Raw genomic sequence first — 25,577 nt, 5'->3', positions numbered from 1 at the left:
CGCCTCGCTGGTTACCGCTCCATGATTGACAAGAGGTTGGCAAAATCGTCGGTCCAAACGCGACCGCCATCATTGCGCAGCGGCTCCCACCTTGGGTCTTCCGACAGATCGCCAAGTGCGGCCTTCGACCGGCTGAGGGTCACGACGACAGAGGCCGTGTCGCCCGGATCAACCGAGGCGTTGCCCTTGTAGTTCTGGTACCGGCCCACGAGGCCCAGTTCGGCAGCGGCACGGCCAAGTGGGCGATCGATCCTGTAATACCGGTTCGAGATATGGAAGACGAGCACCCCGTCGGGGGCCAGCCTGTCCATATAGAGTTGCACCGCCTCTAACGTGGTCAGATGAACCGGAACCGAGTCAGAACTGTAGGCGTCGATCACGAGAATGTCGTACTTCACTTCCTCTTGTGCGGCGAGCACAACACGGGCGTCACCGAGATGGGTGGGCGCGTCCGGTGTGCAGGTGTTCACGAAGCGGAAATACTCGGATGTACGGGCCACCTTGTCCACCAGCGCATCGATTTCGTAGAACTGCCAGTATTGATGGTCACGTGCGTAGCACGCCAGCGACCCGACACCGAGCCCGACGATGCCGACTGAGCTCGCATCGCCGGCGCGCTCTGATGTCATGACCTGACCCATTGGTCCGTTCGCGTGGTAGTAATAAAGCGGTTCGGGGCGGGCGCTGTTATCGTCGCTCAGCCTTTGGGCACCATGCACCGTGGTTCCATTGCCGTAGATCCGCATACCTTTTTCCTCGGCGACGATATGCGTGCCGAAGAAACTGCGGTCGCGCAGCAGAGAGGTTTCTGGCAAGTGGAGCGCCCCAATAGCGAACAGCATGACCGTGGCGGCATAAAGCTGCACCGCATCGCGCCGCAGGACATGCAAGCAGATCACCCCGCCCAGAAGCAGAAAGAGAACCGTACTGGTCCAATTCTCAGCCACGACCAGAAGGGCGATGAGATTGGCGGGGATTGCCGCCGCCAGCCCGATTGCGGCGCCGCGAAGAAGCGCGCGGGGCAGGGGCATCTCACGCCCGTCCAGTTTGAGAAGCAATAGACCGGCAAGCACCACCGTGACACCTGCTTCGAGAAGCGTGTCGAATATGACGGGTGCAATGATCGAATTGAACAGCCCGCCAAGCGCGCCGCCTACCGACATGGTCAGGTAGAAAGTGGTAAGGTACGCCGCGTCTGGCCGCGCCTCGTAAAGTTTGCGATGCGCGAAAAGCGCGACGATGAAGAAGCCGACGATCAGTAGACCCACCGACGTCCAGTCGAGCGTGCGCCCAAGAAGACCGAAGAAGCTGAGGCCCATGAACACAAGGACCAGCGCGGTCACGATGCGAAAAGGCGTTTCGCCCATCAGTCGACGGTTGGAGAAGGATAGCACGAAGGTGAGCAGATAGAGCGCTAGCGGCACCACCCAGATCAGTGGGAACGATCCCAGATCGAGGCTGATTTTCGAGGTTACCGCAAGCATGAGCGAAGACGGAATGAAGGCCAAGAAGGCCCAGTAGGCGATGCGCCGCATCCCCGGTCGTTCGGCTGCCGGGCGATCGGCCACCGGGGCAATTGCAGCGGGCCCCTGTGCGCAAAACCCGCTCAAAAGCAGAAACGCGCCGAGCGCGATATAGCCCGCGGCCCAGCCCAGTCCGATGCTGGTTGCACCGAACAGCGGCTCCGCCACCAGCGGAAAGCCCAAAAGCGCCGCGAGCGACCCAAGATTGGAGGCTCCATACAGGAAATAGGGATCGTGAGCCGACGGCCCGCCGGAGCGTCCGTACCAGAACTGGATAAGCGGTGCATTCGCCGAAAGCGCGAAGAAGGGAAGACCGACGCCGGCGGCAAACAAAAGCAGCGTCTGCCAGACGGCGCTGCCTTCGGGATCGAAGGACCACGCCGCCGGAATGGCCAGCGGCAGCGAAACGAGCGCGACAGCCCAAACCGCCAGATGCACCCAGACCTGCGCGCGCACCGGAAGGCGGCCGGTCAGAAGGTGCGCATAAAGGTATCCCGCAATAAGCGTTGTCTGGAAAAACAGCATCGCCGTGGTCCAGATCGCCGGCGAACCGCCGATCTGCGGCAGCACGATTTTCGTAAAAAGCGGCTGTACGAAGAACAACAGAGACGCGCTCAGGAAAATGGTCGCAATGAACAGCGCCGGGATGAGAAGAGCCGAACGGTCCGCGGTCTGGGTCGTGCCTGTCGCCTGCATTTTATGGCCTCGAATTGGGAATTCGTTGCCCGGACCCTGACGTGCAATGGCGGAAAAATTAGGGCGCGACCGGCATTAAATTAAGGCCGAGCACCGGCTTAACCCCAGCGGGCTTCCAGTTTTTCGATGGCCGCGATGCGTTCTTCTGTCTTCGGATGCGACATCAGCCAAGCGGGCATCGCGCCCGCACGCGATGCTGTTAGCGCCTCGAGTTTCTCGAAAAGCGATTTTTGCGGCCCGGTGCCGATGCCGGCCTTGGTCAGCAGTGCGGCGGCATATTCGTCGGCCTCGTATTCATCTCCGCGCGACAGTCGCGCTGCTAGCAAAGACGTCACCGCGTTTGCAATCCAGACGCCCACGCCGGGCAGAAATCGCGACAGGATCATCGCCAACGCCGTTCGCAGGGCGTTCTGCCCGGAAAAGTCGATCATGCGCCGCCGCGAATGACCGAGCGCCACATGCCCCAGTTCATGAGCGATGACACTCGCCATTTCCTCGCCAGTGACCTCTCCATTCTGGAATTTTCGGTAAAAACCGCGAGTTATGAAAATGCGACCGTCAGGTGCCGCGAGACCGTTCACCGGGTCAATCTCGTAGATATGCACTTTGATACGCGGCACATCGAGCGCAGACGCAAGCCTGTCCGTCAGAGCCTTGAGCCGCGGATCGGCAAGTTCGGTCGATCGCTCGTCAAGCTCTCGTCGCGTGCGCCACGACGAGAAATGATACATTACGAAAGCATAGGCGAGCGCCAGAAGGATCGGGGTGAACTTCAGCATGGATCATATATGGGGTGACCAAACCGGCGGGGCAAGCGCGACGACCTGTGTCGTCGCGGACCTTGAGGTTAAGCGGATTTCGACGCGCGCTTGCGCTCATGCGGGTCAAGGTGCCGCTTGCGCAGTCGGATCACGTTGGGTGTGACCTCGACCAGTTCATCATCGTCGATATAGGAAATCGCTTGTTCCAGAGACATCTGCACATGCGGGGTCAGGCGGACGGCCTCATCCGTACCGCTGGCGCGTACGTTGGTCAGCTTCTTGCCTTTGAGCGGATTCACTTCCAGGTCGTTCTCGCGGCTGTGCTCACCGATGATCATGCCCTGATAGACCTTTTCCTGTGGGCCGATAAACATCCGACCGCGCTCTTCAAGGTTCCAGAGCGCGTAAGCCACGGCATCCCCTGATTCCATCGATATAAGAACACCCGCGCGGCGGCCGGGGATCGGACCCTTGTGTGGCGCCCAGGAATGAAACACCCGGTTCAGCACGCCAGTGCCGCGCGTGTCTGTCAGAAACTCGCCGTGATAGCCGATCAGACCGCGCGACGGCACAAGTGCGACGATGCGGGTCTTGCCGGTGCCCGATGGCTTCATCTCGGTCAATTCGCCCTTGCGGGGGCCGGTCAGCTTTTCGATCACCGCGCCGGAGTGGTCATCATCCACGTCGATCGTGACCTCCTCGATAGGTTCCAGCATTTTGCCGTCATCCCCTTCGCGCATCAGCACCCGGGGACGAGAGATAGACAACTCGAACCCTTCGCGGCGCATATTCTCGATAAGCACGCCCATCTGCAGTTCGCCGCGTCCTGCGACGTCGAAGGCTTCTCCGCCCGGCGTGTCGGTCACCTTGATTGCCACGTTCGTCTCGGCCTCTTTCATCAGCCGTTCGCGGATGACACGGCTCTGAACCTTCTTGCCATCGCGGCCCGCCAGCGGGCTGTCGTTGATGCCGAACGTGACGGAAATCGTGGGCGGATCGATCGGTTGCGCGGCGATGGGCGTATCGACGGCCAAGGCGCAGATGGTGTCGGCGACGGTCGCCTTGGACATGCCGGCGAGCGTGACGATGTCGCCGGCGCTTGCCTCTTCGATGTCTTGCAGTTGCAGGCCGCGAAATGCCTGGATCTTGGTCACGCGGAACTGTTCGATCTTCTGGCCCACGCGGCTGAGTGCCTGCACCGTCGCGCCGACCTTTAGGCGGCCCGACTCGACCCGTCCTGTCAGGATGCGACCGACAAAGGGGTCCGCACCAAGGGTGGTGGCCAACATGCGGAAATCCTCGTCCACATGCGCAAGCTGCTTGGGCTTCGGGACGTGGTTCACGATGAGGGCGAACAGCGCCGAAAGATCCTTTCTCGGTCCATCAAGCTCGTGATCGGCCCAGCCCGAGCGTCCACTGGCGTACATATGCGGAAAATCCAGCTGGTCCTCGTTGGCATCAAGCGAAGCAAAAAGATCGAAGCATTCGTCAAGCGCCCTATCAGGTTCAGCGTCGGGCTTATCCACCTTGTTAAGCACCACGATCGGACGCAAGCCAAGGGCCAGAGCTTTTTGCGTCACGAACTTGGTCTGCGGCATCGGACCTTCGGCTGCATCCACCAGCAAGACCACGCCATCGACCATCGACAGGATCCGCTCAACTTCGCCGCCAAAATCGGCGTGACCGGGAGTATCGACGATATTAATCCGCGTGCCTTTCCACTCTACCGACGTCGCCTTTGCGAGGATGGTGATGCCGCGCTCTCGCTCAAGATCGTTGCTGTCCATGGCGCGTTCGGCAACGGCTTGCCCGGTGCGGAAGGCACCCGATTGCTTCAGCAATTCGTCCACGAGCGTGGTCTTGCCGTGGTCCACGTGGGCAATGATGGCGATATTACGCAGGTCCATGCGATGCGTCCTCGGTTGGTTTCGCACGGCCCCTATCGCCATGGGGCCAGAATGGCCAGAGGGAAAAGGATCTCAGGCGGCGGCACGGGCCGGGGTGAGGCGCCGTAGGCGCAACAGCGTCGGGCCGAGTGGACGGGAGGCCGCCCCGAACCCGAGTTTGAACCGTGCCAGACCGGGTGCCATGTCGCGATCGAGGGAACCGAGATCAAGTCGCGTGAATCCGTCCTGCGCAAGCCAACCTGCCGCCTGCCACAACAAGAGCGGGTGTGCGCCGAGGCGTCTTCCTAAGGTTCCCGTCCAGCCAATGTGGTATGTGGCAACAGGTGCATGCAGAAGAAGCAAGACGAAACCTGCAAGCTCTCCGTGATGATGTGCGAGAAAAAGCCGTGTGGCTTCTGGCGCAGTGGCAGCATAGGCCTGCGTGAAAGCCCGGGGCAGGGCAGCGTAGCGTTTTTCCCGCCTTTGGGCGTCTTCGAGGGCAAGAAACGGCACATCGCGCACCGGATCGAAACGGCGATGGCTCACCTGAAGCGGGCCATCCAAGGCACGGCGCAGGCGATTTCGCCACTTTCCGTGCTGAGCGGCCATTCTTGCAGCAACGGACGCCGTAAGATTCAGTTCGGCGACCTGACGTGGTTGAAGGATCGGGCGGAATCCCGCCGCGCGATAGGTGTTCAGCGCTTGATCGGTCTCGGAGATCGCCACAGATACTCCACGCGGCAGGTGATCAAGAAGTCTTGCGGCGTTGCCGTCCTGCGCAATGACCGGCCCGCGTGGCAACCAAGACAGGCCGACCGGCCCGATCCGCCGCCGCACCAGAAGCGCGGTCGCGCCGTCGGCTTGCAACTGGTTGACCGTAACCCCAAGTGCGCGCAACGCCGCGCCGTAGTTTGAATGCTGTTGAAGCGCGGCCGGTGCAGGTGGCGGGATCAGGTGATCTTCTGAAAGCAGTACATGGCTCATGCCGTAGATTAGGGCTGACTGAGCCTAAGACACTGTTAATGCACGACGCATGGGAATATGCGTCAATTCCAGTTCTGCCGGGTCTTTCGCAACGTTGTCCCGCGCTTGAAACAGGAAATAGCCTTGCCGCGGAGGCAAGGCTATGGAGGTCGTGCAGTGCCCGTTTGTCAGAACGGAATTTCGTCGTCGTAATCGCGCGACGGGCTGCTCTGCGACGGGCCGCTGTCCGACGGGCCACCTTGGTCTCGGTCATAGCCGCCGCTGCTCCCGCCTCCGTAACTGCCGCCGCCTCCACCGCCGTCGCGGCTGTCGAGAAAGGTCAGTTCGCCGGCGTAGGGCCGCAGCACCACCTCCGTCGAATACCGGTCCTGGCCTGACTGATCCTGCCATTTGCGGGTTTCCAGTTTGCCCTCGATATAAACCTTGGAACCCTTGCGCAGATACTGTTCGGCCAGCCGGGCCAGGTTCTCGTTGAAGATGGCAACGGAATGCCATTCGGTCTTTTCGCGCCGCTCGCCGGTGTTCCGGTCCTTCCAGTTCTCGGACGTCGCAATACGCAGATTGCAGACCTTGCCGCCGTTCTGAAACGTGCGCACCTCGGGGTCGCGGCCCAGATTGCCGATGAGAATGACTTTGTTGACTGAGCCGGCCATGGCGCCTCCTTGCAGATCGGTTCGAAAGACTTGCGTTGGTTCCGGTTACACCATCGCAAAGAGGTGAAGGAAAGATAAAAAACGACTTGATTTTGAGAGACCGCGTTTCCAGCTCCGTGGGTCTGGCAATTTGAGGTGAACGCGGTATAGTGCCGCCCATCTGCGAAAGGCCGGGTGGAGAGTGGTATGCGAAGACTTGCGGTTGCGGTGACGGCTTTGGCGATGACATGGCCCATAGCCGGACAGGCGGACATCTTTTCCACCCAGGGTAAATCGCGGATTTTCAAGTCCCAGACCAAGGTGCTCGATACGCGGGCGCGCGACCAGTACAAAGCGTCTGTGCGTCTACAGCCCGAGCGTGTGAAGACCCCCAGCAAATGGGACGACGAGCCGAGAAAAGGCTTTGCGGGACGTTACAACGGTCCGTATCTGGGGATGGCGCGTCAGGCCGCACGCCGCCACGGCGTACCCGAAGATCTGTTCCTGCGGCTGGTCCAGCAGGAGTCGGGCTGGAACGCCCGGGCTCGGTCGCACAAGGGCGCGATCGGACTGGCGCAGTTGATGCCCGGCACGGCGTCTTATCTAGGCGTCGATCCTCACGATCCTTACGAGAACCTCGAAGGCGGCGCGCGCTATCTGGCGGAGCAGTTCCGCACGTTTCGCAGCTGGCGCCTCGCTCTAGCGGCCTATAATGCCGGGCCGAAAGCGGTTGAAAGACACGGGGGCGTGCCGCCCTACAAGGAAACCCGGAATTACGTGAAGATCATCTGGGGCAGCTGATAGCGCCCCTGAAGACCTAGGCCGTGAACCCGATCTCGCAGACATGTATCTCGTTTGACGGATGCCGATCGGCACCGACCAGTCTGCCGTTGTGGTGGTTGTAGAGCCTGCGCCAGTAGGGTTGGATGATCACGCCCTGATCGCGCATGCGCGTTTGCAGCTCTCGCATGATCTCGCGGCGGCTATCAGCATCGCCAAGCGCCATCGCCCGGTCGAGGGCCGTGTCGAACTCGGGATCGGCGAAGCCGGTTTCATTCCACACGGCATTCGATCGGTATGCCAGCGACAGGACCTGCACGTCGAGCGGGCGGTGGTTCCATTGCGTGGCCGAAAAAGGATAGGTCTGCCAGTTCTGCCAGAATTCGGCCCCTGGCACGATCGTGCGCCGGGTCTTTATGCCGGCGTCCTGCAATAGGGCGGCGACCGCATCCCCGGTGTTGCGCTGCCACTCGTCGTCGATGGTGATCAGCTCGTGCTCGAAATCCGCCATCCCGGCGTCGGACAAAAGCCGCCGGGCCTCGACCGGATCGAACTCCGGAGGGCCAATCTCGGCGTGGGCCGGATGGATCGGGCTGACGTGATCGTTCGCGGCAACTTCGCCGAACCCTGCATAGCCAAGTTCCAGGCAGATCTCATTGTCGACCGCGAGTGCCAGTGCGCGGCGGGTCGCGGCGTTGGCATACGGCGTCTGACCGTCGATCTCGGCGCGCGCATTGCAGCGGATGACCATTGTCGCGGCGCTTTCCGTTTCCGTGCGGGTCCAGCCAATCGTGTCCAGTACGTCTATGAAATTGCCCACTGATTCGTAGAGCAGGTCGATCTCGTCGTTTTCGGCGGCGGCAAGCCAGCTTGAGGGATCGGTGCCGTAGTCGAGGAATTCCACGCGATCCACGAAGGGTCCGCCATAGACCTCGGCCCCCCACCATGCACGGGTCTGGTCTCGTTCGAGGATGCATCTTGTGCCCGGGATATTCTCGACCGGGCGATAGGGGCCGGTGCCGATCCCGAAGTCGAAAGGATTCTCTCCGGCATAGGCGCGATGCATGACGGCGGCGGGGTAATCCGACAGGTTCGCGATGAGCGCGATATCCGGCGATCCGAGCGAAAGCGTGAGTGTGAGGTCGTCCTCGACTGTCACAGCCTCGGCGCGCATCTGTCCGGTCTGCGGATCGATCAGCGAGACCAGGCGCGACGTCATCGAGTTGCCGGGCGTCGCGGTATCGCACCACCGGGTGAAATTGTGCACGACGTCCTCGGCGGTGAACCCGTCGCCATTGCTCCACGTCACGTCGGGCCGCAGATGCAGCACATAGCGGGTGGCATCCGCGTTGGCCTCCCAACTTTCGAGCAGCATTCCCTGCAGCGTGCCGTCGCGGTTCAGTTGGACGAGATACTCAAGGAAGCCTCTGGTTTGATTGCCTTTCTCGCTCCAGTCATAGAGCCGTGGATCATGCAGTTCCTTGACCAATTGCTGAATACGCAGCGTGCCGCCGCGTGCGATGGAGGTGTCAGCGCGCGCCGTTTGCGGCGCGCCTGAGAGACCCAAGGCTGCGGATGCGGTCAGCCCAAGCGCCGTGGCGCGGGTCAAAAACTCGCGGCGGGAGAGCTTTCGGGCGTGCAGGTCGCGGGTCAGGTCGAACAGGGCGGGATGCGGTGGATGGGGCATAAGGCTCACGGGCGCGGGGCGTTGGAGCCATCTCACATCGCGCCGCGCCGGAAATCAAGCGATCGTGGCGCGCGGCGGCGTTTTGCGCAACGTTGTTGGGGGGGTTCCGGTGTGTTTCTGGACGAAGCGCGAGAAATAGGCGGCGCTGCGGAAGCCGAGCATGGCGGCGATGCGGTTAGCCGGCAGGTCGGTTGTCTCCAAGAGGTCGCGCGCTGCGTGCAGGATGCGACCGGTAAGAAGCGCCGAGGCGGTCATGCCCGAGGATGTCTTGCAGATGCGGGTCAGATGGGTCGGCGTGACCCCGAGGCCGCGAGCAAAATCCTGCATTGCCAGACCCTTAGCATAGTCGCGCTCGACCAGGGCCGCATAGGCGGCGGCGAGGGTTTCGGCCGCCGAAGGCTTGGCGGGATCGTCCTGCCGGGCGAGGATCGCGCGGCGCAGCCAGACGGTCAGAAGGCTGGCCTGGGCGTTCAGCGCCTCGTCGAGAAAGGCGCGCGTTTCATTCTGTTCGCGCTGCATCGTCTCCAGAAGTGTGGTCAGTTCGGCCTGCGCGCGGGTGTCGCGCACGCGCAGAAGGGTCGGCTCGTCCGGCATGGGCCAGGCCGAGCCGGCGGGAAATTCACAAACAAGACCAAAGCTTTGCGGGCCGGTCTCTAGCGCGAAAAGCGTCCGTGCGGGCAGGGCGAGCGCGGTGTGCACACCAAGCCCGCGCCGCCGTCCGCCCAAGAGCGCGCGACCTTGCCCGCGCGTGATCCAAACCAGAGCAGCGCGCGCGCTGCTGTGGGGCAGGGTGGCGCGCCAGGCGGCGGGCCCGGTCCATTGAGCGAGGGTGAGAAGGCGGGCGTGATTGGGCAAGAGAGCCTCGGGAAAAACAGGAGTTTTGTACAATTTGTACAGGGTTCAGACCCCGGTTTGGCCAAAATGTACAAAAGTCACAAGGTCTCTGCGGAGATCCATCGCCAGCTTTTCATCCGGGCGCGAAACCAGGTGCGCTGTCGTTTGGCGTATTGCCGTGTCGCCACGAGAACCGCCGCGCGCGCGGCGTCGAGATCGAGCTCGCCCTTCAGGTGGGCGATCAGCTCCGGCGCGCCGATGGCCTTGGCCGACAGGCGGGCGGGGTCCCAGCCGGGCAGATTCGCCCGGGCCTCGTCGAGCGCGCCGGCCTTTAACATCGCGTCAAAGCGCCGTTCGATACGGGGGTCGAGATACGCCTTCGGCGCATCGACGACGAAGGCCGCAACGTCGGAGAGCGGTAGTAGCGGCGGCGGCGTGTCGTCCTGCCACGCGGCCATGCCGCGCCCGGTGGCGCGCTGCACTTCCCACGCGCGCTGGACGCGCATTGGGTTACGTTGATCGATCCGCGCCAGGGTGACGGGGTCAAGATCGGCCAGAAGGCGCGACAGACCTTCGCGGGCCAGCATCGCATCGGCTTCGGCCCGAATCTCGGTCGGGGTGGGCGGAATGTCGGCCAGCCCTTCGGTCAGGGCGGAAAAGTAGAGCCCGGTGCCGCCGACGATGATCGGGCGCGGTCCCCAGAGAAGGATCGGCGCCACCTCGCGCAGCCAGTGCCCCGCCGAATAGGCCGCATCGCCTGGCACGTGGCCGTAAAGCCGGTGCGGCACGGCGGCCTCGTCCTCGGGAGTGGGACGCGCGGTGAGCACGCGCCAATTGGCGAAGACCTGGATCGCGTCTGCGTTGACGATCTGCCCGCCGCCCGTCTCGGCAATAGCGAGCGCAAGGGCGGATTTTCCCGAGGCAGTCGGCCCGGCGATGAGCACAGGTTGATCATGAGGGATATCGGGCAGGGACGGCATGGGTGTGGTTTAGAGGGTTTTTGAGGGAAGCTGAATGGGGGTGTGATCGGCTTTGGCATTGGCCCTCGCGCGCAAAACGAACTTCGGCGTGTGGCGCGGCCGGGCAGGGCACGCGACCGTGACACCGGTTATTATCGGCAATTTCCCCGCCCTGTCCGGTTTGACGATTGAACCCGGACCGCTTTTCCGACATTTTGCGCCAGCGAACCACCGCAGGAGCCTTCCATGCCCGATACCGCCTCTGAGCCCACCAAGTTTCGCCGCGTTCTTCTGAAGATTTCCGGTGAGGCGTTGATGGGGGATCAGGGATACGGGCTGAACCCTCCGACGGTCGAGCGGATCGCCCGTGAGGTGAAGATCGTGCACGAGATGGGCGTCGAGATCTGCATGGTGATCGGCGGCGGCAATATCTTTCGCGGTCTGCAGGGATCCGCGCAGGGCATGGAACGCACGACCGCAGATTACATGGGTATGCTGGCCACGGTGATGAACGCGCTGGCAATGCAAAGCGCGCTGGAAAAGCTGGGGGTCTACTGCCGGGTGATCACCGCGATACGCATGGACGAGATCGCCGAGCCCTATATCCGCCGCCGCGCGGTGCGCCACCTGGAGAAAAAGCGGGTCTGCATTTTCGCCGCCGGCACCGGCAACCCTTATTTCACGACCGACACCGCCGCCACGCTGCGCGCCAACGAGATGGCCTGCGAGGCGATCTTCAAGGGCACGAAGGTGGACGGGGTTTATGACAAGGACCCCAAGATTCACGACGACGCGGTGCGGTTCGATCACGTCACCTATGACGAGGTGCTGACGCGGCACCTGAACGTGATGGACGCGAGCGCCATCGCGCTGGCGCGGGACAACAGCCTGCCGATCATCGTCTTCAGCCTGGACGAGCCGGGCGGGTTCCGCGCGATTCTGGATGGAACAGGCACCTATACAAAGGTGCATGGCTGAGGCTAAAAGGGCCGAAACGCGCCGGGCAGGAAGAAGGACAAACATTCATGGCGGATGATTTTGAACTGGACACAGGCGATCTGGAGCGCCGGATGGACGGGGCGATGGCCTCGCTCAGGACGGAGTTCGCCTCGTTGCGCACGGGGCGGGCGAGTGCCAGCATGCTGGAGCCGGTGATGGTCGAGGCCTATGGCCAGAAGACCCCGATCAACCAGGTGGGCACCGTCAACGTGCCCGAGCCGCGCATGGTCACGATCAATGTCTGGGATAAGGGCCTTGTGAACAAGGTCGAGAAGGCCATTCGCGAAAGCGGGCTGGGCATCAACCCGCAGATGAACGGCACGATCATCATGCTGCCCATTCCCGAACTGAACGAGGAGCGCCGCAAGGAACTGAGCCGCGTGGCCGCGCAATATGCCGAAAGCGCCCGGGTGGCGGTGCGCAATGTGCGCCGCGACGGGATGGACCGGATCAAGAAAGCCAAGGCCGACGGGTTGTCCGAGGACGACCAGAAATTTTGGGAAAGCGCGGTGCAGGAGATGACCGACAGCTATATCAAGGCCGTGGACGAGGCGCTTGAGGCCAAGCAAGCTGAGATCATGCAGGTCTGAGATGGCAAAGCCCCGCGACCCGGCCAAGACAGCGCCCCGCACGGGCCCGCGCCATGTCGCGATCATCATGGACGGCAACGGACGCTGGGCCCAGAAGCGCGGGCGCCCGCGGCTTTTCGGGCACCATGCCGGCGCGCGCCGGGTGCGCGAGATTGTGTCGTCCTGTCCTGATTTCGGGGTCAAGTACCTGACGATCTTTGCCTTTTCCACGGAGAACTGGAAGCGGACCCAGACCGAGGTCGCGGGCCTGATGAGCCTCTTTCGCCGGTACATCATGAAAGAGATGCAGGAATTCGTGAAGGAAAACGTGCGGGTGCGCTTTATCGGCGACCGGCCGCGGCTTGATGCGAAGCTGCGCGGGCTGATGGACGAGGCCGAGGCGATGACCGAGGGCTGCACCGGCACGAACCTGACGATCGCGCTGAACTATGGCGGGCGCGACGAGGTGACCCGCGCCACCCAGCGGCTGGCGCGCGACGTGGCCGAGGGCCGTTTGCGGCCGGAAGACGTGGATGAAGAAACGCTTCCAAGGTATTTGGATACTTACGTTTTGCCTGATCCGGACCTGGTGATCCGCACCTCGGGCGAGGCGCGGATTTCCAACTTTCTGCTGTGGCAGTCGGCCTATGCGGAATACGAGTTCATCGACACGCTCTGGCCGGACTTCACCGCCAAGATCTTCGGCGAGCTTCTGAGCGGTTATGGCGCGCGTGACCGGCGGTTTGGGGCCGTGTCGGCATGAGCGCAGCCGCGCGATGGCACGATCTGGCGCCGAGGGTCTATTCCGGGATCGCCATGGCGGTTTTCGGGTTGTTTGCGGTCTGGATGGGCGGCCCGCTTTTCGCGCTTCTCTCTGCTGCCATCTGCGGCCTGATGGCGTGGGAGACCGCGCGCATGTTCCGGGCCGGTCAGGCGGTGGGCCTAGGCGTGCTGGCGGGCGTGGTGCTGCTCTTGGCGGGCTGGGCGCCGGGCGTTCTCGCGCTGCCGCTGCTGCTGGCGCCGGGCTTTGTCGCGGCGGGGCAGGTGCCGCGCGACCGGCTGATGCTGTTCGGCATGACGGCGTGGGTGATGCTGGCTTCTTTCGCGCTGATCTGGCTGAGAAGCGAGGAGGGCAAGTTGTGGCTTGCGTGGCTTATCGCGGTGGTGATCGCGTCGGACGTGATGGGCTATTTCGCCGGGCGCATGCTGGGCGGGCCGAAGTTCTGGCCGCGCCTCAGCCCCAAGAAGACATGGTCGGGCACGGTGGCGGGCTGGGCGCTGGCCGCGGTGATCGGCGCGGCCTTCGCCGGGCCGCTGGGGGCGGATCCGTGGCTGATCGTGGTGTCGGTTCTTGTGGGCTTTGCGGGGCAGATGGGCGATATCTTCGAAAGCGCGGTGAAGCGGCGGCAGGGGGTCAAGGACAGTTCGTCGCTGATTCCCGGCCACGGCGGCGTCTTCGACCGGTTCGACGCGCTTCTGGGGGCCAGTGCGGTGACGCTGTTGTTGTGGGCGCTGGGGCTGTTGCCCGGGACGGGCGGATGAGGCGTTTGCCCCAAAATCGCGCGCAGGACGCGCCTTTCCGGGCGGGGTCTGGCCTTAATACTGCCACCTGCGCCCTTGATACCTGCGGTCGACCGGACCATGTGCCACACAACCCCGCGCCGCGCGGCCCGTCCCGCGCCTTATAGACACAAACGAGGGAGGATTTCGCAGTGATCCCGCAATTCGGCGGCCTTTTCATGACCTTGCTGGCCTTTGTGGCGGCGCTTTCGGTGATCGTGGCGATCCATGAATACGGCCATTACATCGTCGGACGCTGGTGCGGAATCAAGGCGGATGTCTTTTCTCTGGGCTTCGGACCGGTGATTTACAGCCGGGTCGACCGGCATGGCACGCGCTGGCAACTGGCCGCGCTGCCCTTTGGCGGCTACGTGAAATTTATGGGCGACGCCAATGCCGCGAGCGGCACCAGCGACGGCACGGTCGAGACCATGCCGCCCGAGGAGCGACGAAAAACCATGCTCGGTGCGCCGCTCTGGGCACGGACGCTGACCGTTGCGGCGGGGCCGGTGTTCAATTTCGCGCTGTCGATCCTGGTCTTCGCGGCGGTCATCATGGCGCAGGGCAAGGTGGCCGAGCCGCTGCGCGTGGGCGAGTTGCGCCCGCTGCCGGTGAGCGAGGAGATCACCCTGCAGGAAGGTGACGAGCTGATCTCGATCGAAGGCGTGCCGATGCCCGATTGGAGCAGTGAGGAAAACGATCTTTTCGAAACCTTTGTCGAGGCGCTGCCGCAGGAGGAGATCCTGGACTACGAGGTGCGGCGCGACGGGGAGGTCAGGGAGGTGCGCGGCCCGCATCCGATGCCGCCACTGGTGGTGCAACTGGCGCCGCGGTCGGCCGCCTATGAGACCGGGCTGGAACAGGGCGATGTGATCGTCGGAATTGCCGGGCGAGAGATCGCGGCATTTGACCAACTGAAAGAGGTGATCGAATCGTCGCAAGGCGCCACCGCCGCGCTGACGGTCTGGCGAGCCGGCGAGATCCTTGATTACGAGCTCACGCCCAAGCGCGTGGACGAGCCGCGCGACGAGGGCGGGTTCGAGACGAACTGGCGTATCGGGATTGCCGGCGGGCTGGCCTTCGAGCTGGCGACCGAGCGAAAAGGACCGCTGGCCGCGACCGGCGACGCCGTGGCGCAGACCTGGCGGGTGATCGAAGGCTCGGTGTCGGGGCTTTACCACATGATCACCGGGGCGATCAGCAGCTGCAACATGTCCGGGCCGATCGGCATCGCCGAAGTGTCGGGCGCGATGGCGAGCCAGGGGCTCGACAGCTTCATCTGGTTCATCGCGGTGCTGTCGACGGCGGTCGGGCTGCTCAATCTCTTTCCGATCCCGGTGCTGGATGGCGGGCATCTGGTGTTTTACGCCTACGAGGCGACGACCGGACGACCGCCGAGCGACAAGGCGCTGCGGGTGATGATGACCGCCGGTCTGACGCTGGTGCTGAGCGTGATGGTCTTTGCGTTGTTCAACGACATCTTCTGTCCCTGAGGCGGCGCGCCCTGGCCCACCAGGCTAGGGCCGGGCGGCCCCCAGATGCCACATTCCTGCCCAGATTTCGTGCCGAAACCCGTCATATTTGCTTGGCATCTTCAAGCAACATGCACGGACAACAAGGCAAGGAAGATGCAACATATCGAAAACGGATATCGCGGCATGACTGTTCTGGTCGACCTGAACTGGGACCGTATGCTTTATCTGGCCACTATCGCGGTGGCATTGTGGGCCGGAGCTTACGTCGGCTCGCTCTGAACGACATGGGATGATGCGGTGACCCGATAGCACGGGCACGCTGATCCATCGCATCCTTCCGGGACCGGAAAGGTCCGGGTGGTGCCCTCTTTGCGAGACTAGGATGAAGGGCGGATGCACGGCTGCATCCGCTCTTTTCGCGTGCCCTGTCTGGCCTGTCCGACACGGTCCGCGCCCAACGGGCCGGATCCGCGAAGTCGCGTTTTGACAACCCTTTCCGGAATGGTTACTGAAAAGACCACTGGGACGTCTTCTGACTGGGTTTTGCATATGTTCATCAAAAGCGGAAACGGGGCGTCGAGCCGCGTGCGCCAAGACACTTTCACCGCGGCCCTGCGTGGCCTTTTCGCGGTTTTTCTTCTTCTTGTCGCAACCGCCGCGCCGGAGCGGGCCGAGGCCCAGAATTACCGCTTCAATTCCGTGTCCATCGAGGGCAACCAGCGGATCGAGGGCGCCACGATCCTGACCTACGCGGGCATCGCGCGTGGCGAGACGGTATCGGCCGGCGAGCTGAACGACGCCTACCAGCGCATTCTTGGCACCGGTCTTTTCGAGGATGTCGAGATCGAGCCGCGCGGCGGCACGCTGGTGATCCGGGTGGTGGAATTCCCGACGATCAACCGCATCGCCTTCGAGGGCAACACCCGGCTCAAGGACGAGGATCTTGAAGGGTTCATCGAAAGCCAGCCCCGGCAGGTTTTCAGCCCGACGCGCGCGGAGCGCGACGTGGCGATCATCAATGAAGCGTATGAACAGAACGGTCGTGTTTCGGCGCGGGTGACGCCCAAGGTGATCCGGCGCAGCGACAACCGGGTCGACCTGATTTTCGAGATCTTCGAGGGCCGGGCGATCGAAGTGCAGCGCATCGGATTTGTGGGCAACCGCGCCTTTTCCGACCGCCGCCTGCGCCGGGTCGTGGACAGCAAGCAGGCGGGCCTTTTCCGCGCGCTGATCGCCAGCGATACCTTTGTCGAGGACCGTCTTGAGTTCGACAAGCAAGTGCTGCAGGATTTCTACCTGTCGCGCGGCTATGTGGATTTCCGGGTGACGGGCACCAACGCCGAGCTGGCGCGCGAGCGCGACGGGTATTTCGTGACGTTCAACGTCCAGGAAGGCCAGCAATTCCGCTTTGGCGAGATCACCACGGTCAGCGAAATCTCGGAAGTGGATGCCGACGCCTATCAGCGTGTTCTGAAGATCCGGCCCGGCGTCGTCTATTCCCCCACGCTGGTGGAAAACTCGATCGCACGGATGGAACGGCTGGGGATCAAGCAGGGCGTCGATTTCCTGCGGGTCGAGCCGCGCATCACGCGCAACGATCGGGACCTGACGCTGGACGTGGAATTCCTGCTGACGCGCGGGCCGCGTGTTTTCGTGGAGCGCATCGATATCGAGGGCAACACGACGACGCTGGACCGGGTGATCCGGCGGCAGTTCGACGTGGTCGAGGGCGATCCGTTCAACCCGCGCCAAGTGCGCGAGGCCGCCGAGCGGATCCGCGCGCTGCGCTATTTCGAGACGGCCGACGTGAACGCGCGCGAGGGATCGCGCCCCGACCAGGTTGTGGTGGACGTGGACGTGGAGGAGACGACCACCGGCTCGCTTACCTTCGGCGGCAGCTATTCGTCCGACGCGGGCTTCGGCCTGACCTTGGGTTTCTCCGAGCGCAACTTCCTCGGCCGGGGGCAGCGCGTGACGGCTAATATCGCCGCGTCCGCGGAGACGGCGAATTACAACCTCGTCTTCGCCGAGCCGGCCTTTCTGGGCCGCGACGTGGAGTTCTCGTTGCAGACCTCGCTGATCGAGACGGACGGCAACAACAGCTTTTACGACACCGTCATCGGCGGGTTTCGCCCGCAGCTGACCTTCCCGGTGGCCGAAAACAGCCGCCTGTCGCTGTACTATTCGCTGACCTATTCGGAGATGGACGATTATCCTTCGGTCGCCAATGGCGGCAACTCGGTCCTGCTGCGCGCCGAGTCGAACCAGGGCGGGCTTTACGGCAGCGCCATCGGCTATCGTTTCACCTATGACACGCGACGCACCGGTCTGAACCCGAACGCGGGCGTTCTGGTGGATGTGGGCGCGGAATACGGCGGGCTTGGCGGCGACCTGGAATATCTCAAGACCACGGCGCGGCTGATCGGCCAGACCCGGGTGCTCAACGAGGAAGTTACGCTGCGCGCGACGCTGGAAGGCGGGACGATCGATTTCCTCGATGACCGCAATACCCGCGCGGTGGACCGCTTTACCTCTCAGGTCATGCGCGGGTTCGCATCGAACGGCATGGGCCCGGTGCAGAATGGCGAACATCTGGGCGGCAATTTCTTCGCCGTGGCAAAGTTCGATGCCGAGTTCCCGCTGGGCCTGCCCGAGGAATACGGCGTGTCGGGCGGTGCTTTCTACGATGTCGGCGCGATCTGGAACCTCGACAACACCTTCGGCGGCGTGCAATCGAGCAGCTTCCGCGCGCGGCACGTGATCGGTCTGTCGCTGTTCTGGGAATCGCCCTTTGGCCCGCTGCGGATGAACTTCTCGGAGGCGCTCCAGAAAGAGCCAGGCGACATCGAGCGGCAATTCGACATCACGGTCAGAACGGATTTCTGATGTGAGACGCCTTGCGGCGCTGATCCTTTCGGCAGGGCTTGCGGGCGCGGCGCAGGCGCCCGAGATGGTCCGTGCGCAGGATGTCGGCATCGTCCAGAGCCAGATCCTCGTGCTGGATCCCGAACAGCTTTTCGAGCGCTCTAAACTGGGTCAGGCACTTGCGGCGGACCTGCAGGCGCAACGCGAGGCGCTGATCGCGCGCAACCGCGATCTGGAGGCGCAGCTGAGCGCCGAGGAACAGGCCCTGACCGATCTGCGCGATACCACCAGCCCCGAGGAATTCCGCGACATGGCCGACGCCTTCGATGAGAAGGTGCAGCAGATCCGGCGCGACAGCGATGCGCGGGTGCGCCGGCTGGAACGCAACCGGGAGCGCGCGCCGGTGGATTTCATGCGGCGGGTCGAGCCGGTACTGGTCGAGCTGATGCGCGAGGCCGGCGGTCTTGTCGTGCTTGACCGGCGCAACGTGCTGATCCAGGCCGGGGTGATCGACATCACCGAGATCGCCGTGGCGCGGATCGACGCGATTTTGGGCGACGGCCGGGACGCCACCGGCGAGACGCAGCCGGAGACTCAGCCGAGCACCGAACCGGAGACGGAGCCGGCCACACAGGATTAGCGCGCTTGCCCCGGTGGGGGCAAATTGCTAACCCGGCGAGGGGCGCGCCCATCGGCCGCAGCCCCGGGGGAGAGGGAAAGGACCACGCATGACCGAGCCGCTGAAATCCGCGGATATCCATCTGATCCAGCGGCTGATCCCGCATCGTTATCCGTTCCTGCTGATCGATAAGGTGGTTGATATCGACGGCTATCAAAGCGCGCGCGGGATCAAGAACGTCACCATGAACGAGCCCCATTTCCAGGGCCATTTTCCCGGAAAGCCGATCATGCCGGGCGTGACCATCGTCGAGGCGATGGCGCAGACCGCCGCCGTGATGGTGGGAAGCGCGCTTGGCATGGAGGACCGTAACCTGCTGGTCTATTTCATGGCCATCGAGACCTGCAAGTTCCGCCGAATGGTGGTGCCGGGTGACGTGCTGGAGATGCATCTGGAAACCAAGCGCGGCAAGCCCGGCGGAAAGGTCTGGAAATTCGCGGGCCGCGCCGAGGTTGGCGGAGACCTGGCCTGCGAGGCGGAGTTTACCGCGATGATGGATCTTCCCAAGGAGTAGTGCCACATGGCCGAGACGACGATCCATCCCAGTGCGGTGATCGAGCCGGGCGCAGAGATCGGGCAGGGCTGTGTCATCGGGCCCTTCTGTCACGTGGGCCCGGAGGTGCGTCTTGGCGACGGGACCGAGCTTAAGAGTCATATCGTGGTCTCGGGCGAGACCGAGATCGGGCCGGAGTGCCTGATTTTTCCTTTCGCCTGTATCGGAGAGATCCCGCAGGACCTGAAATTCAAGGGCGAGAAGACGCGGCTTGTGATCGGGGCGCGCAACCGCATCCGCGAGCATGTGACGATGAATGCCGGCACCGAGGGCGGCGGCGGCGTTACGCGTGTGGGCGATGACGGGCTTTTCATGGCCGGCTGTCACGTGGCGCATGACGTGCAGGTGGGCAACCGGGTGATCATCGTGAACAACGCGGCCCTTGCGGGCCATTGCGTGATCGAGGACGACGTGATCGTCGGCGGGCTGTCGGGTGTGCATCAATGGGTGCGGATCGGGCAGGGCGCCATCATCGGTGCGGTTACGATGGTCACGAATGACGTGATTCCCTATGGCCTTGTGCAGGCGCCCCGGGGTGTTCTGGACGGGCTGAACCTTGTGGGGCTCAAACGGCGGGGCGTGGCGAGGAAGGACATCACCGCGCTTCGCGCTGCGTTCCAGATGCTGGCCCAGGGCGAAGGCGCGTTTCAGGATCGCGCACGGCGTCTGGGTGAGGAAACCGAGAGCGAATACGTTCGACGGATCGTCGATTTCGTCACCGCCGCGAGCGACCGGTCCTTCCTGACGCCCGGGGCGGGCTGAGCCATGGGACGTCTGGCGATCCTCGCCTGTGGTGGCGCGCTGCCCGTGCGGCTGGCCGAGGCACACCCGGATGCGATGGTGATCACGCTGGAGGGGATCCCATCGGAGCTTGAGGCGCGCTCGGACCGGCACAGGCTGGAGAAGATCGGCGGGCTTTTTTCGGCGATGAAGGCGGCGGGCGTGGACCGGATGGTCTTTGCCGGGGCGCTGGCGCGGCCCGGCTTCGATCCTGGGCAGTTCGACGGCATGATGACCCGGATCGCGCCGCGCCTTATGGCCGCGATCCCGCAGGGCGATGATGCGCTTTTGCGCACGGTGATCGCGATTTTCGAAGAACAGGGATTCGCCGTGCTGGGCGCGCATGAGCTTTTGCCCGAGCTGGTGGCCGAGGACGGATTTGCCCATGGTCCCGCCCTGGATGAAGCCGATCTGCGCGATGCCGCGCGGGCGGGTGAAATCCTGCGCACCCTAGGCCCGCTGGATCTGGGGCAGGGCTGTGTCGTGGCAGGGGGGCAGTGTCTGGGGATCGAGACGGTGCAGGGCACGGATGCGCTGTTACGGTTTGTCGGCGAGACCGACCCGAAATTTCGGCGCGGACACAAGGGCGTCTTTGTGAAGGCGCCCAAGCCCGGGCAGGACCTGCGCATCGATATGCCGGTGATCGGGCCGGGCACGATCGACGGGATCGCGGACGCGGGGCTGGCCGGCGTGGTGATCGCGCCGGGGCGGGTGATGATCCTTGACCGTGACGAGGTTCTGCGCCGCGCGGGCGCGACCGGCGTCTTCATCCTCGCCCGCGATCTGGCATGAAGGTTTTCGTCATCGCCGGAGAGGCCTCGGGCGATGCGCTTGGCGCGGCGTTGATGGCCGGGCTCAGGGACCTGACGGAGGTCGAATTCGTGGGCGTCGGCGGGCCGCTGATGGAGGACGAGAGCCTGAGCTCGCTCTTTCCGATGGAAGAGCTGAGCGTGATGGGGATCGTGGAGATCCTGCCGAAATATTTCCACCTTAAGCGTCGGATCCGCGAGACGGCGGAGGCGGCGCTGGCCTGTGATCCTGACGTCATCATTTCCATCGACAGCCCGGATTTCTGCCTGCGCGTGGCGAAGATCGTGAAGGCGGAGCGCGACATTCGCACGGTACATTACGTGGCGCCCTCGGTCTGGGCGTGGCGCCCGAAGCGGGCGGAGAAGATGGCGAAGGTGATCGACCATGTGCTGGCGCTTTTGCCCTTTGAGCCGCCTTATATGGAAGCCGCCGGGATGGCATGCGATTTCGTGGGCCACCCCGTGGTAAGCCAGAAGCAGGCCGACGCGGTGGAGATAGCGGCGTTCCGGGACCGGCACGGGCTGGGCGACGCCGAGGTGCTGCTCGTGCTGCCCGGCTCGCGCGGGGGCGAGGTGGCGCGGCTGGGGCCGATCTTTGGCGAGACGGTGCGAAACGTGCTGCAGGCTCGCCCGGATCTGCGGGTCGTGCTGCCGACGACGGCCTCTCGTGCGGCGCAAGTGCGGGAGTTGGTTGCAGACTGGCCGGGCAGGCCGGTCGTCGTCGCGCCGGGCGAGGCCACGTTCAAGGCCGAGAAGGCAGCGGCCTTTGGCGTGGCGCAGGTGGCGCTGGCGGCGTCGGGAACGGTATCGCTGGAACTCGCGGCGGCGGGGACACCGATGGTCATCGCCTATGACGTCAACTGGATCACCCGCGAGATCATCCGCCGGATGCTGCGCATCGACACGCTGACGCTGGTCAATCTCGTGTCGGACACGCGTGCCGTGCCGGAGTTCAACGGTGAAAGGTGCCGGGCCGATCTGATCGCCCAGGGGGTGCTGGAGGTGCTGGACGCCCCCGATGCGCAGGAAGAGGCGATGCGGCTGACGATGGAGCGGCTGGGACGCGGCGGAGAGGCGCCGGGCCTGCGCGCGGCCAGGGCGGTTCTGGCGCGGCTGCCCTGAGGCGCGCGCGTTTGCGGAGGGAATGATGAACGAGGTCGAGGGCGGATGTCTGTGCGGAGCGGTGCGGCTGGTTGCGAGAGGCGTGCCGTTGCGCGTGGGCGTGTGTCACTGTCTCGATTGCCGCAAGCATCATGGCGCGGTCTTTTATGCCGCGGCCATGTTCCCGGAAGAGGCGGTGCGGATCACGGGCGAAACGCGGGACTATCGGGGCCGGCATTTCTGTCCGCGCTGCGGGTCGTCGGTTTTTGCGGTCAGCGGGAACGAGGTGGAGGTTCATCTCGGCACGCTCGACGCGCCGGGTGTTTTCACGCCCGACTATGAGCTTTGGACGGTGCGGCGCGAGCCGTGGCTGCCGGAGTTTCCCGGCATGGCGGGCTACGCGCGCCACAAGGATGCCTAGGGCAAGGCCGCGCTGAAGCACGGCCTACGGGGTGGCGTCAACCTTGCGTTAACCCTGTTTGCCGCAAGCTGTGTGTCATGGCCCAGTACATTCGCCCGCGGCGCCCTGGAGCGACGATCTTTTTCACGCTTTGCCTGCAAGAGGCAGAGAGCACCTTGCTGATCGACGAGATCACGCGCTTGCGCCAGGCCGTTCGGACGGTGCGTGAGGTGCAGCCCTTTCGCATCGACAGTTGGGTGGTGCTGCCCGATCATCTGCATGCCATTTGGACCCTGCCCGATGGCGATTGCGACTATGCCGCACGGTGGGCGGCGATCAAGGCGCGGTTCTCGCGCGGTTTGCCCGGAGGGGTCGAAACGCCTCGGTTGGTCGCACGAAGGGAAAAGGGCATCTGGCAGCGCCGCTTTTGGGAGCATCATATCCGCGATGCCGCCGATCTTGCACAGCATCGGACCTATTGCTGGACGGATCCGGTCCGGCACGGTCTGGTGCGACAGCCGCGCGACTGGCGCTACAGTTCGTATCACAGGGATGCACTGGGGCAGGAGCCTGTCGTTGACCTCCCTCGCGTTCCCACCGGTGAGCGCGCGCCGCGCGTAGGGCGTGCTTCAGCGCGCCCCTGACACCGTCATCCCTTCCAGATCCAGCCGCCGCCCAGAATACGGCTGCCGCCGGTCTCGTAAAAAACACAGGCCTGGCCTCGCGACACGCCTTCTTCCGGCGTCAGCAGCTCGACCTCGGCCGTGTCCGGACCCATGGGCCGGATCACCGCGTCGCGCGGGGGACGGGTCGAGCGGACCTTGACCGAGACGTGCCATTCGGGCGCGGATTCGAAAGGCCGATCGCCCAGCCAGTTGATTTCGCGTACCGGAACCGTGCGGGTCGAGAGCATGTCCTTCGGGCCGACGATGACCTGGCTTTTGTCGACGTCGAGCTTGACCACGTAGAGCGGCTCGGCGAGGCCGCCGATGCCAAGCCCGCGCCGCTGGCCGATCGTGTAGTGGATCACGCCCTCGTGGCGGCCCAGCACGCGCCCGTCGGCATGCACGATCTCGCCCGGTTCCGCAGCGCCCGGACGCAGTTTTTCGATCACGCTGGCATAATCGCCATTGGGCACGAAGCATATATCCTGGCTGTCGGGCTTGTCTGCCACGGGCAGGTTGTACCGCGCCGCGAGCGCACGGGTCTCGGCCTTGGAGGCCAGGTGCCCCAGCGGGAAGCGAAGGTAATCGAGCTGTTCGGGCGTGGTGGAAAACAGGAAATAGGACTGGTCGCGATTGGCATCCGCCGCGCAGTGCAGTTCTGGCCCCAGATCGCCCATCTTGCGCTGGATGTAGTGACCCGTTGCCATGCAGTCGGCGTCGAGGTCCCGCGCCGTTTCCAGTAGGTCCTTGAATTTCACACGCTCGTTGCAGCGGATGCAGGGCACCGGCGTGGCTCCCGCGAGGTAGCTGTCGGCGAATTCGTCGATGACCGCATCACGGAAGATGTTCTCGTAATCGAGCACGTAGTGGGGAAAGCCCATCTCCTCGGCCACGCGGCGCGCGTCGTGGATATCGACGCCCGCGCAGCACGCGCCCTTTTTGGCCAGAGCCGCGCCGTGATCGTAAAGCTGCAGCGTCACGCCGACCACGTCATAGCCTTCCTCGGCCAGTTGCGCCGCCACGACGGAACTGTCCACGCCGCCCGACATGGCCACGACCACGCGGGTCTGGGCAGGCGGCTTGGCGAAGCCGAGCGAATTGAGGGCGGGATCGAAGGGCATGCGGGTCTCCGGGTTTGGCGGCGTATATAGGCCCCTTGCGGCGGAATGTTAAGGGCTCGTCCGGGGACGGCTTTTTAGAAAAATCCGAAGCACAAAGCCCGGCGGGTTTCACCGGGCGTTAAGCGCGTTTGCCGATCCTGAATGCCTCAGACGAGAGGGTAGCGTCATGTATCTCAGGAAAGTCGACGGGCCGCGCGCGGTGACCTTGCCGGATGGCTCCGTGATGACCCGGGCCGACCTGCCGCCGCCCGACACGCGGCGATGGGTGGCCTCGCGCAAGCTTGCCGTGGTGCGCGGTGTGCTGCACGGGCTGATCACCCAGGCCGAGGCGCAGGCCGAATACGGGCTGAGCCAGGAGGAATTCCAGGAATGGCTCGAGGCCGTGTCGCGCTATGGTGTGGAGGGCCTGAAGGTGACGGGGCTCAAATAAGGTGGACAACCTAAGGTAGAATGCTCTATTTGTTCTTCTACGGTAACCTGCGATTAACCAATTTTGTCCAGCTTTAGTCCGGTACACGGAATTCAATGGAGTATCCCACATGCGCGTCCTACTCGTGGAAGACGATCCGAACACCTCCAAGAGCATCGAACTCATGCTGACGCATGCCAACCTGAACGTCTACACGACCGATCTGGGCGAAGAGGGCATCGATCTTGCGAAGCTTTACGATTACGACCTGATCCTGCTGGACCTGGGTTTGCCGGACATGAACGGGCACGAGGTGCTGCGCCAATTGCGGCTGGCACGGGTCGAAACGCCGATCCTGATCCTGTCGGGGGCGGACGACACCGAGAACAAGATCAAGGGCTTCGGTTTTGGCGCGGACGACTACCTGACCAAGCCGTTCCACCGCGAGGAACTGGTCGCGCGCATTCACGCGATCATCCGGCGGTCCAAGGGCCATTCGCAATCCGTGATCCGGACCGGCAAGGTGCATATCAATCTCGACGCCAAGACGGTCGAGGTGGCGGACAAGACGGTGCACCTGACCGGCAAGGAATACCAGATGCTGGAGCTTCTGAGCCTGCGCAAGGGCACGACCCTGACCAAGGAAATGTTCCTCAACCATCTCTATGGCGGCATGGACGAGCCGGAGCTGAAGATCATCGACGTCTTCATCTGCAAGCTGCGCAAGAAGCTGGCCGAGGCGACCGGTGGCGAAAATTATATCGAGACGGTCTGGGGACGCGGATATGTTCTGCGCGATCCCGATCCGGCCGCGACCGGCGACGATCGTCTCGCCGTGGGAGCCTGAGAC

Annotated in this window: 26 protein-coding genes; 17 read left to right on the top strand and 9 right to left on the bottom strand. The window is 63.7% G+C overall.

The window, feature by feature from the left end:
• Positions 1-11 precede the first annotated feature (11 nt).
• The 5 genes from EZV60_RS09505 to ssb all read right to left on the bottom strand — a co-directional run bounded on the left by EZV60_RS09505 (position 12) and on the right by ssb (position 6,503).
• Entirely contained in the window at positions 12-2,219 is a 2,208-nt protein-coding gene (locus EZV60_RS09505; RefSeq protein WP_135504829.1) for a fused MFS/spermidine synthase, read from the bottom strand.
• Between the two features lie 98 nt (positions 2,220-2,317).
• Positions 2,318-2,998 carry a M48 family metallopeptidase gene (locus tag EZV60_RS09500; protein ID WP_135504827.1) on the bottom strand — a complete coding sequence of 227 codons (681 nt, stop codon included), beginning with the start codon at positions 2,996-2,998 and terminating at the stop codon, positions 2,318-2,320.
• Positions 2,999-3,066: 68 nt separating this feature from the next.
• Positions 3,067-4,887, bottom strand: a complete 1,821-nt coding sequence (typA, locus tag EZV60_RS09495; protein WP_135504824.1) for a translational GTPase TypA — start codon at positions 4,885-4,887, stop codon at positions 3,067-3,069.
• Between the two features lie 72 nt (positions 4,888-4,959).
• Complete coding sequence (locus EZV60_RS09490; RefSeq protein ID WP_135504822.1) at positions 4,960-5,850, bottom strand: GNAT family N-acetyltransferase; 891 nt, start codon at positions 5,848-5,850, stop codon at positions 4,960-4,962.
• A 167-nt stretch (positions 5,851-6,017) separates the two neighbouring features.
• Positions 6,018-6,503 (bottom strand): single-stranded DNA-binding protein, encoded by a 486-nt coding sequence (gene ssb / locus EZV60_RS09485; RefSeq protein WP_135504820.1) that lies wholly within the window; start codon positions 6,501-6,503, stop codon positions 6,018-6,020.
• A gap of 186 nt (positions 6,504-6,689) precedes the next feature.
• Here ssb and EZV60_RS09480 point away from each other — a divergent pair, with 186 nt between their 5' ends.
• Positions 6,690-7,283: a lytic transglycosylase domain-containing protein gene (locus EZV60_RS09480; protein ID WP_135504818.1), complete on the top strand. Its 594-nt coding sequence runs from the start codon at positions 6,690-6,692 to the stop codon at positions 7,281-7,283.
• Positions 7,284-7,299: 16 nt separating this feature from the next.
• Here the strand turns inward: EZV60_RS09480 and EZV60_RS09475 are convergent, their stop codons facing one another.
• The 3 genes from EZV60_RS09475 to miaA all read right to left on the bottom strand — a co-directional run bounded on the left by EZV60_RS09475 (position 7,300) and on the right by miaA (position 10,763).
• Entirely contained in the window at positions 7,300-8,949 is a 1,650-nt protein-coding gene (locus tag EZV60_RS09475) for an ABC transporter substrate-binding protein (RefSeq protein WP_135504815.1), read from the bottom strand.
• Positions 8,950-9,003: 54 nt separating this feature from the next.
• On the bottom strand, positions 9,004-9,804 hold the full coding sequence (locus EZV60_RS09470; protein ID WP_135504813.1) for an AraC family transcriptional regulator: 801 nt from the start codon (positions 9,802-9,804) through the stop codon (positions 9,004-9,006).
• Positions 9,805-9,881: 77 nt separating this feature from the next.
• The gene (gene miaA / locus EZV60_RS09465) at positions 9,882-10,763 is read right to left on the bottom strand and encodes a tRNA (adenosine(37)-N6)-dimethylallyltransferase MiaA (protein WP_135504811.1); all 882 of its coding nucleotides are present in this window, start codon (positions 10,761-10,763) and stop codon (positions 9,882-9,884) included.
• 225 nt (positions 10,764-10,988) lie between these two features.
• Between miaA and pyrH the strand changes: the two genes are divergently transcribed.
• The 14 genes from pyrH to EZV60_RS09400 all read left to right on the top strand — a co-directional run bounded on the left by pyrH (position 10,989) and on the right by EZV60_RS09400 (position 23,176).
• Complete coding sequence (gene pyrH / locus EZV60_RS09460) at positions 10,989-11,720, top strand: UMP kinase (protein WP_135504809.1); 732 nt, start codon at positions 10,989-10,991, stop codon at positions 11,718-11,720.
• Between the two features lie 47 nt (positions 11,721-11,767).
• The gene (gene frr / locus EZV60_RS09455) at positions 11,768-12,331 is read left to right on the top strand and encodes a ribosome recycling factor (protein WP_135504807.1); all 564 of its coding nucleotides are present in this window, start codon (positions 11,768-11,770) and stop codon (positions 12,329-12,331) included.
• Position 12,332: 1 nt separating this feature from the next.
• Complete coding sequence (locus EZV60_RS09450; RefSeq protein WP_135504805.1) at positions 12,333-13,073, top strand: undecaprenyl pyrophosphate synthase; 741 nt, start codon at positions 12,333-12,335, stop codon at positions 13,071-13,073.
• Positions 13,070-13,852 carry a phosphatidate cytidylyltransferase gene (locus EZV60_RS09445; RefSeq protein WP_135504803.1) on the top strand — a complete coding sequence of 261 codons (783 nt, stop codon included), beginning with the start codon at positions 13,070-13,072 and terminating at the stop codon, positions 13,850-13,852. Before EZV60_RS09450 ends, EZV60_RS09445 begins: the two co-directional genes overlap by 4 nt.
• Before the next feature lie 197 nt (positions 13,853-14,049).
• On the top strand, positions 14,050-15,363 hold the full coding sequence (rseP, locus tag EZV60_RS09440) for an RIP metalloprotease RseP (RefSeq protein WP_135505248.1): 1,314 nt from the start codon (positions 14,050-14,052) through the stop codon (positions 15,361-15,363).
• Between the two features lie 135 nt (positions 15,364-15,498).
• Positions 15,499-15,624, top strand: a complete 126-nt coding sequence (locus tag EZV60_RS19460; RefSeq protein WP_280952578.1) for a hypothetical protein — start codon at positions 15,499-15,501, stop codon at positions 15,622-15,624.
• 270 nt (positions 15,625-15,894) lie between these two features.
• On the top strand, positions 15,895-18,231 hold the full coding sequence (gene bamA / locus EZV60_RS09435) for an outer membrane protein assembly factor BamA (protein WP_135504801.1): 2,337 nt from the start codon (positions 15,895-15,897) through the stop codon (positions 18,229-18,231).
• 1 nt (position 18,232) lies between these two features.
• Entirely contained in the window at positions 18,233-18,850 is a 618-nt protein-coding gene (locus EZV60_RS09430; protein WP_135504799.1) for an OmpH/Skp family outer membrane protein, read from the top strand.
• A gap of 88 nt (positions 18,851-18,938) precedes the next feature.
• The gene (fabZ, locus tag EZV60_RS09425) at positions 18,939-19,403 is read left to right on the top strand and encodes a 3-hydroxyacyl-ACP dehydratase FabZ (protein WP_135504797.1); all 465 of its coding nucleotides are present in this window, start codon (positions 18,939-18,941) and stop codon (positions 19,401-19,403) included.
• Positions 19,404-19,409: 6 nt separating this feature from the next.
• Positions 19,410-20,204 (top strand): acyl-ACP--UDP-N-acetylglucosamine O-acyltransferase, encoded by a 795-nt coding sequence (gene lpxA, locus EZV60_RS09420; RefSeq protein WP_135504795.1) that lies wholly within the window; start codon positions 19,410-19,412, stop codon positions 20,202-20,204.
• Positions 20,205-20,207: 3 nt separating this feature from the next.
• Complete coding sequence (locus tag EZV60_RS09415) at positions 20,208-21,014, top strand: LpxI family protein (RefSeq protein WP_135504793.1); 807 nt, start codon at positions 20,208-20,210, stop codon at positions 21,012-21,014.
• The gene (lpxB, locus tag EZV60_RS09410; RefSeq protein WP_135504791.1) at positions 21,011-22,153 is read left to right on the top strand and encodes a lipid-A-disaccharide synthase; all 1,143 of its coding nucleotides are present in this window, start codon (positions 21,011-21,013) and stop codon (positions 22,151-22,153) included. The genes EZV60_RS09415 and lpxB overlap by 4 nt, the downstream gene beginning before the upstream one ends.
• Positions 22,154-22,178: 25 nt before the next feature.
• Positions 22,179-22,553 (top strand): GFA family protein, encoded by a 375-nt coding sequence (locus tag EZV60_RS09405; RefSeq protein WP_135504789.1) that lies wholly within the window; start codon positions 22,179-22,181, stop codon positions 22,551-22,553.
• 77 nt (positions 22,554-22,630) lie between these two features.
• Positions 22,631-23,176 carry an REP-associated tyrosine transposase gene (locus EZV60_RS09400; RefSeq protein ID WP_210115077.1) on the top strand — a complete coding sequence of 182 codons (546 nt, stop codon included), beginning with the start codon at positions 22,631-22,633 and terminating at the stop codon, positions 23,174-23,176.
• Positions 23,177-23,181: 5 nt separating this feature from the next.
• Here the strand turns inward: EZV60_RS09400 and mnmA are convergent, their stop codons facing one another.
• Positions 23,182-24,318, bottom strand: a complete 1,137-nt coding sequence (gene mnmA / locus EZV60_RS09395) for a tRNA 2-thiouridine(34) synthase MnmA (protein WP_135504787.1) — start codon at positions 24,316-24,318, stop codon at positions 23,182-23,184.
• Positions 24,319-24,484: 166 nt separating this feature from the next.
• On the opposite strand from mnmA, the gene sciP reads away from it, so the two are divergent.
• Together sciP and ctrA are read left to right on the top strand one after the other, a co-directional pair.
• The gene (gene sciP / locus EZV60_RS09390; protein ID WP_135504785.1) at positions 24,485-24,748 is read left to right on the top strand and encodes a CtrA inhibitor SciP; all 264 of its coding nucleotides are present in this window, start codon (positions 24,485-24,487) and stop codon (positions 24,746-24,748) included.
• A 109-nt stretch (positions 24,749-24,857) separates the two neighbouring features.
• Entirely contained in the window at positions 24,858-25,574 is a 717-nt protein-coding gene (gene ctrA, locus EZV60_RS09385; RefSeq protein WP_135504783.1) for a response regulator transcription factor CtrA, read from the top strand.
• Positions 25,575-25,577 lie beyond the last annotated feature (3 nt).

The sequence above is a fragment of the Roseovarius aestuariivivens genome (assembly GCF_004761875.1).
In the GTDB taxonomy this organism is placed as follows: domain Bacteria; phylum Pseudomonadota; class Alphaproteobacteria; order Rhodobacterales; family Rhodobacteraceae; genus Roseovarius; species Roseovarius aestuariivivens.
The sequence above is the reverse complement of the archived record's forward strand: the minus strand, read 5'-3'. Positions and strand labels throughout refer to the sequence as shown.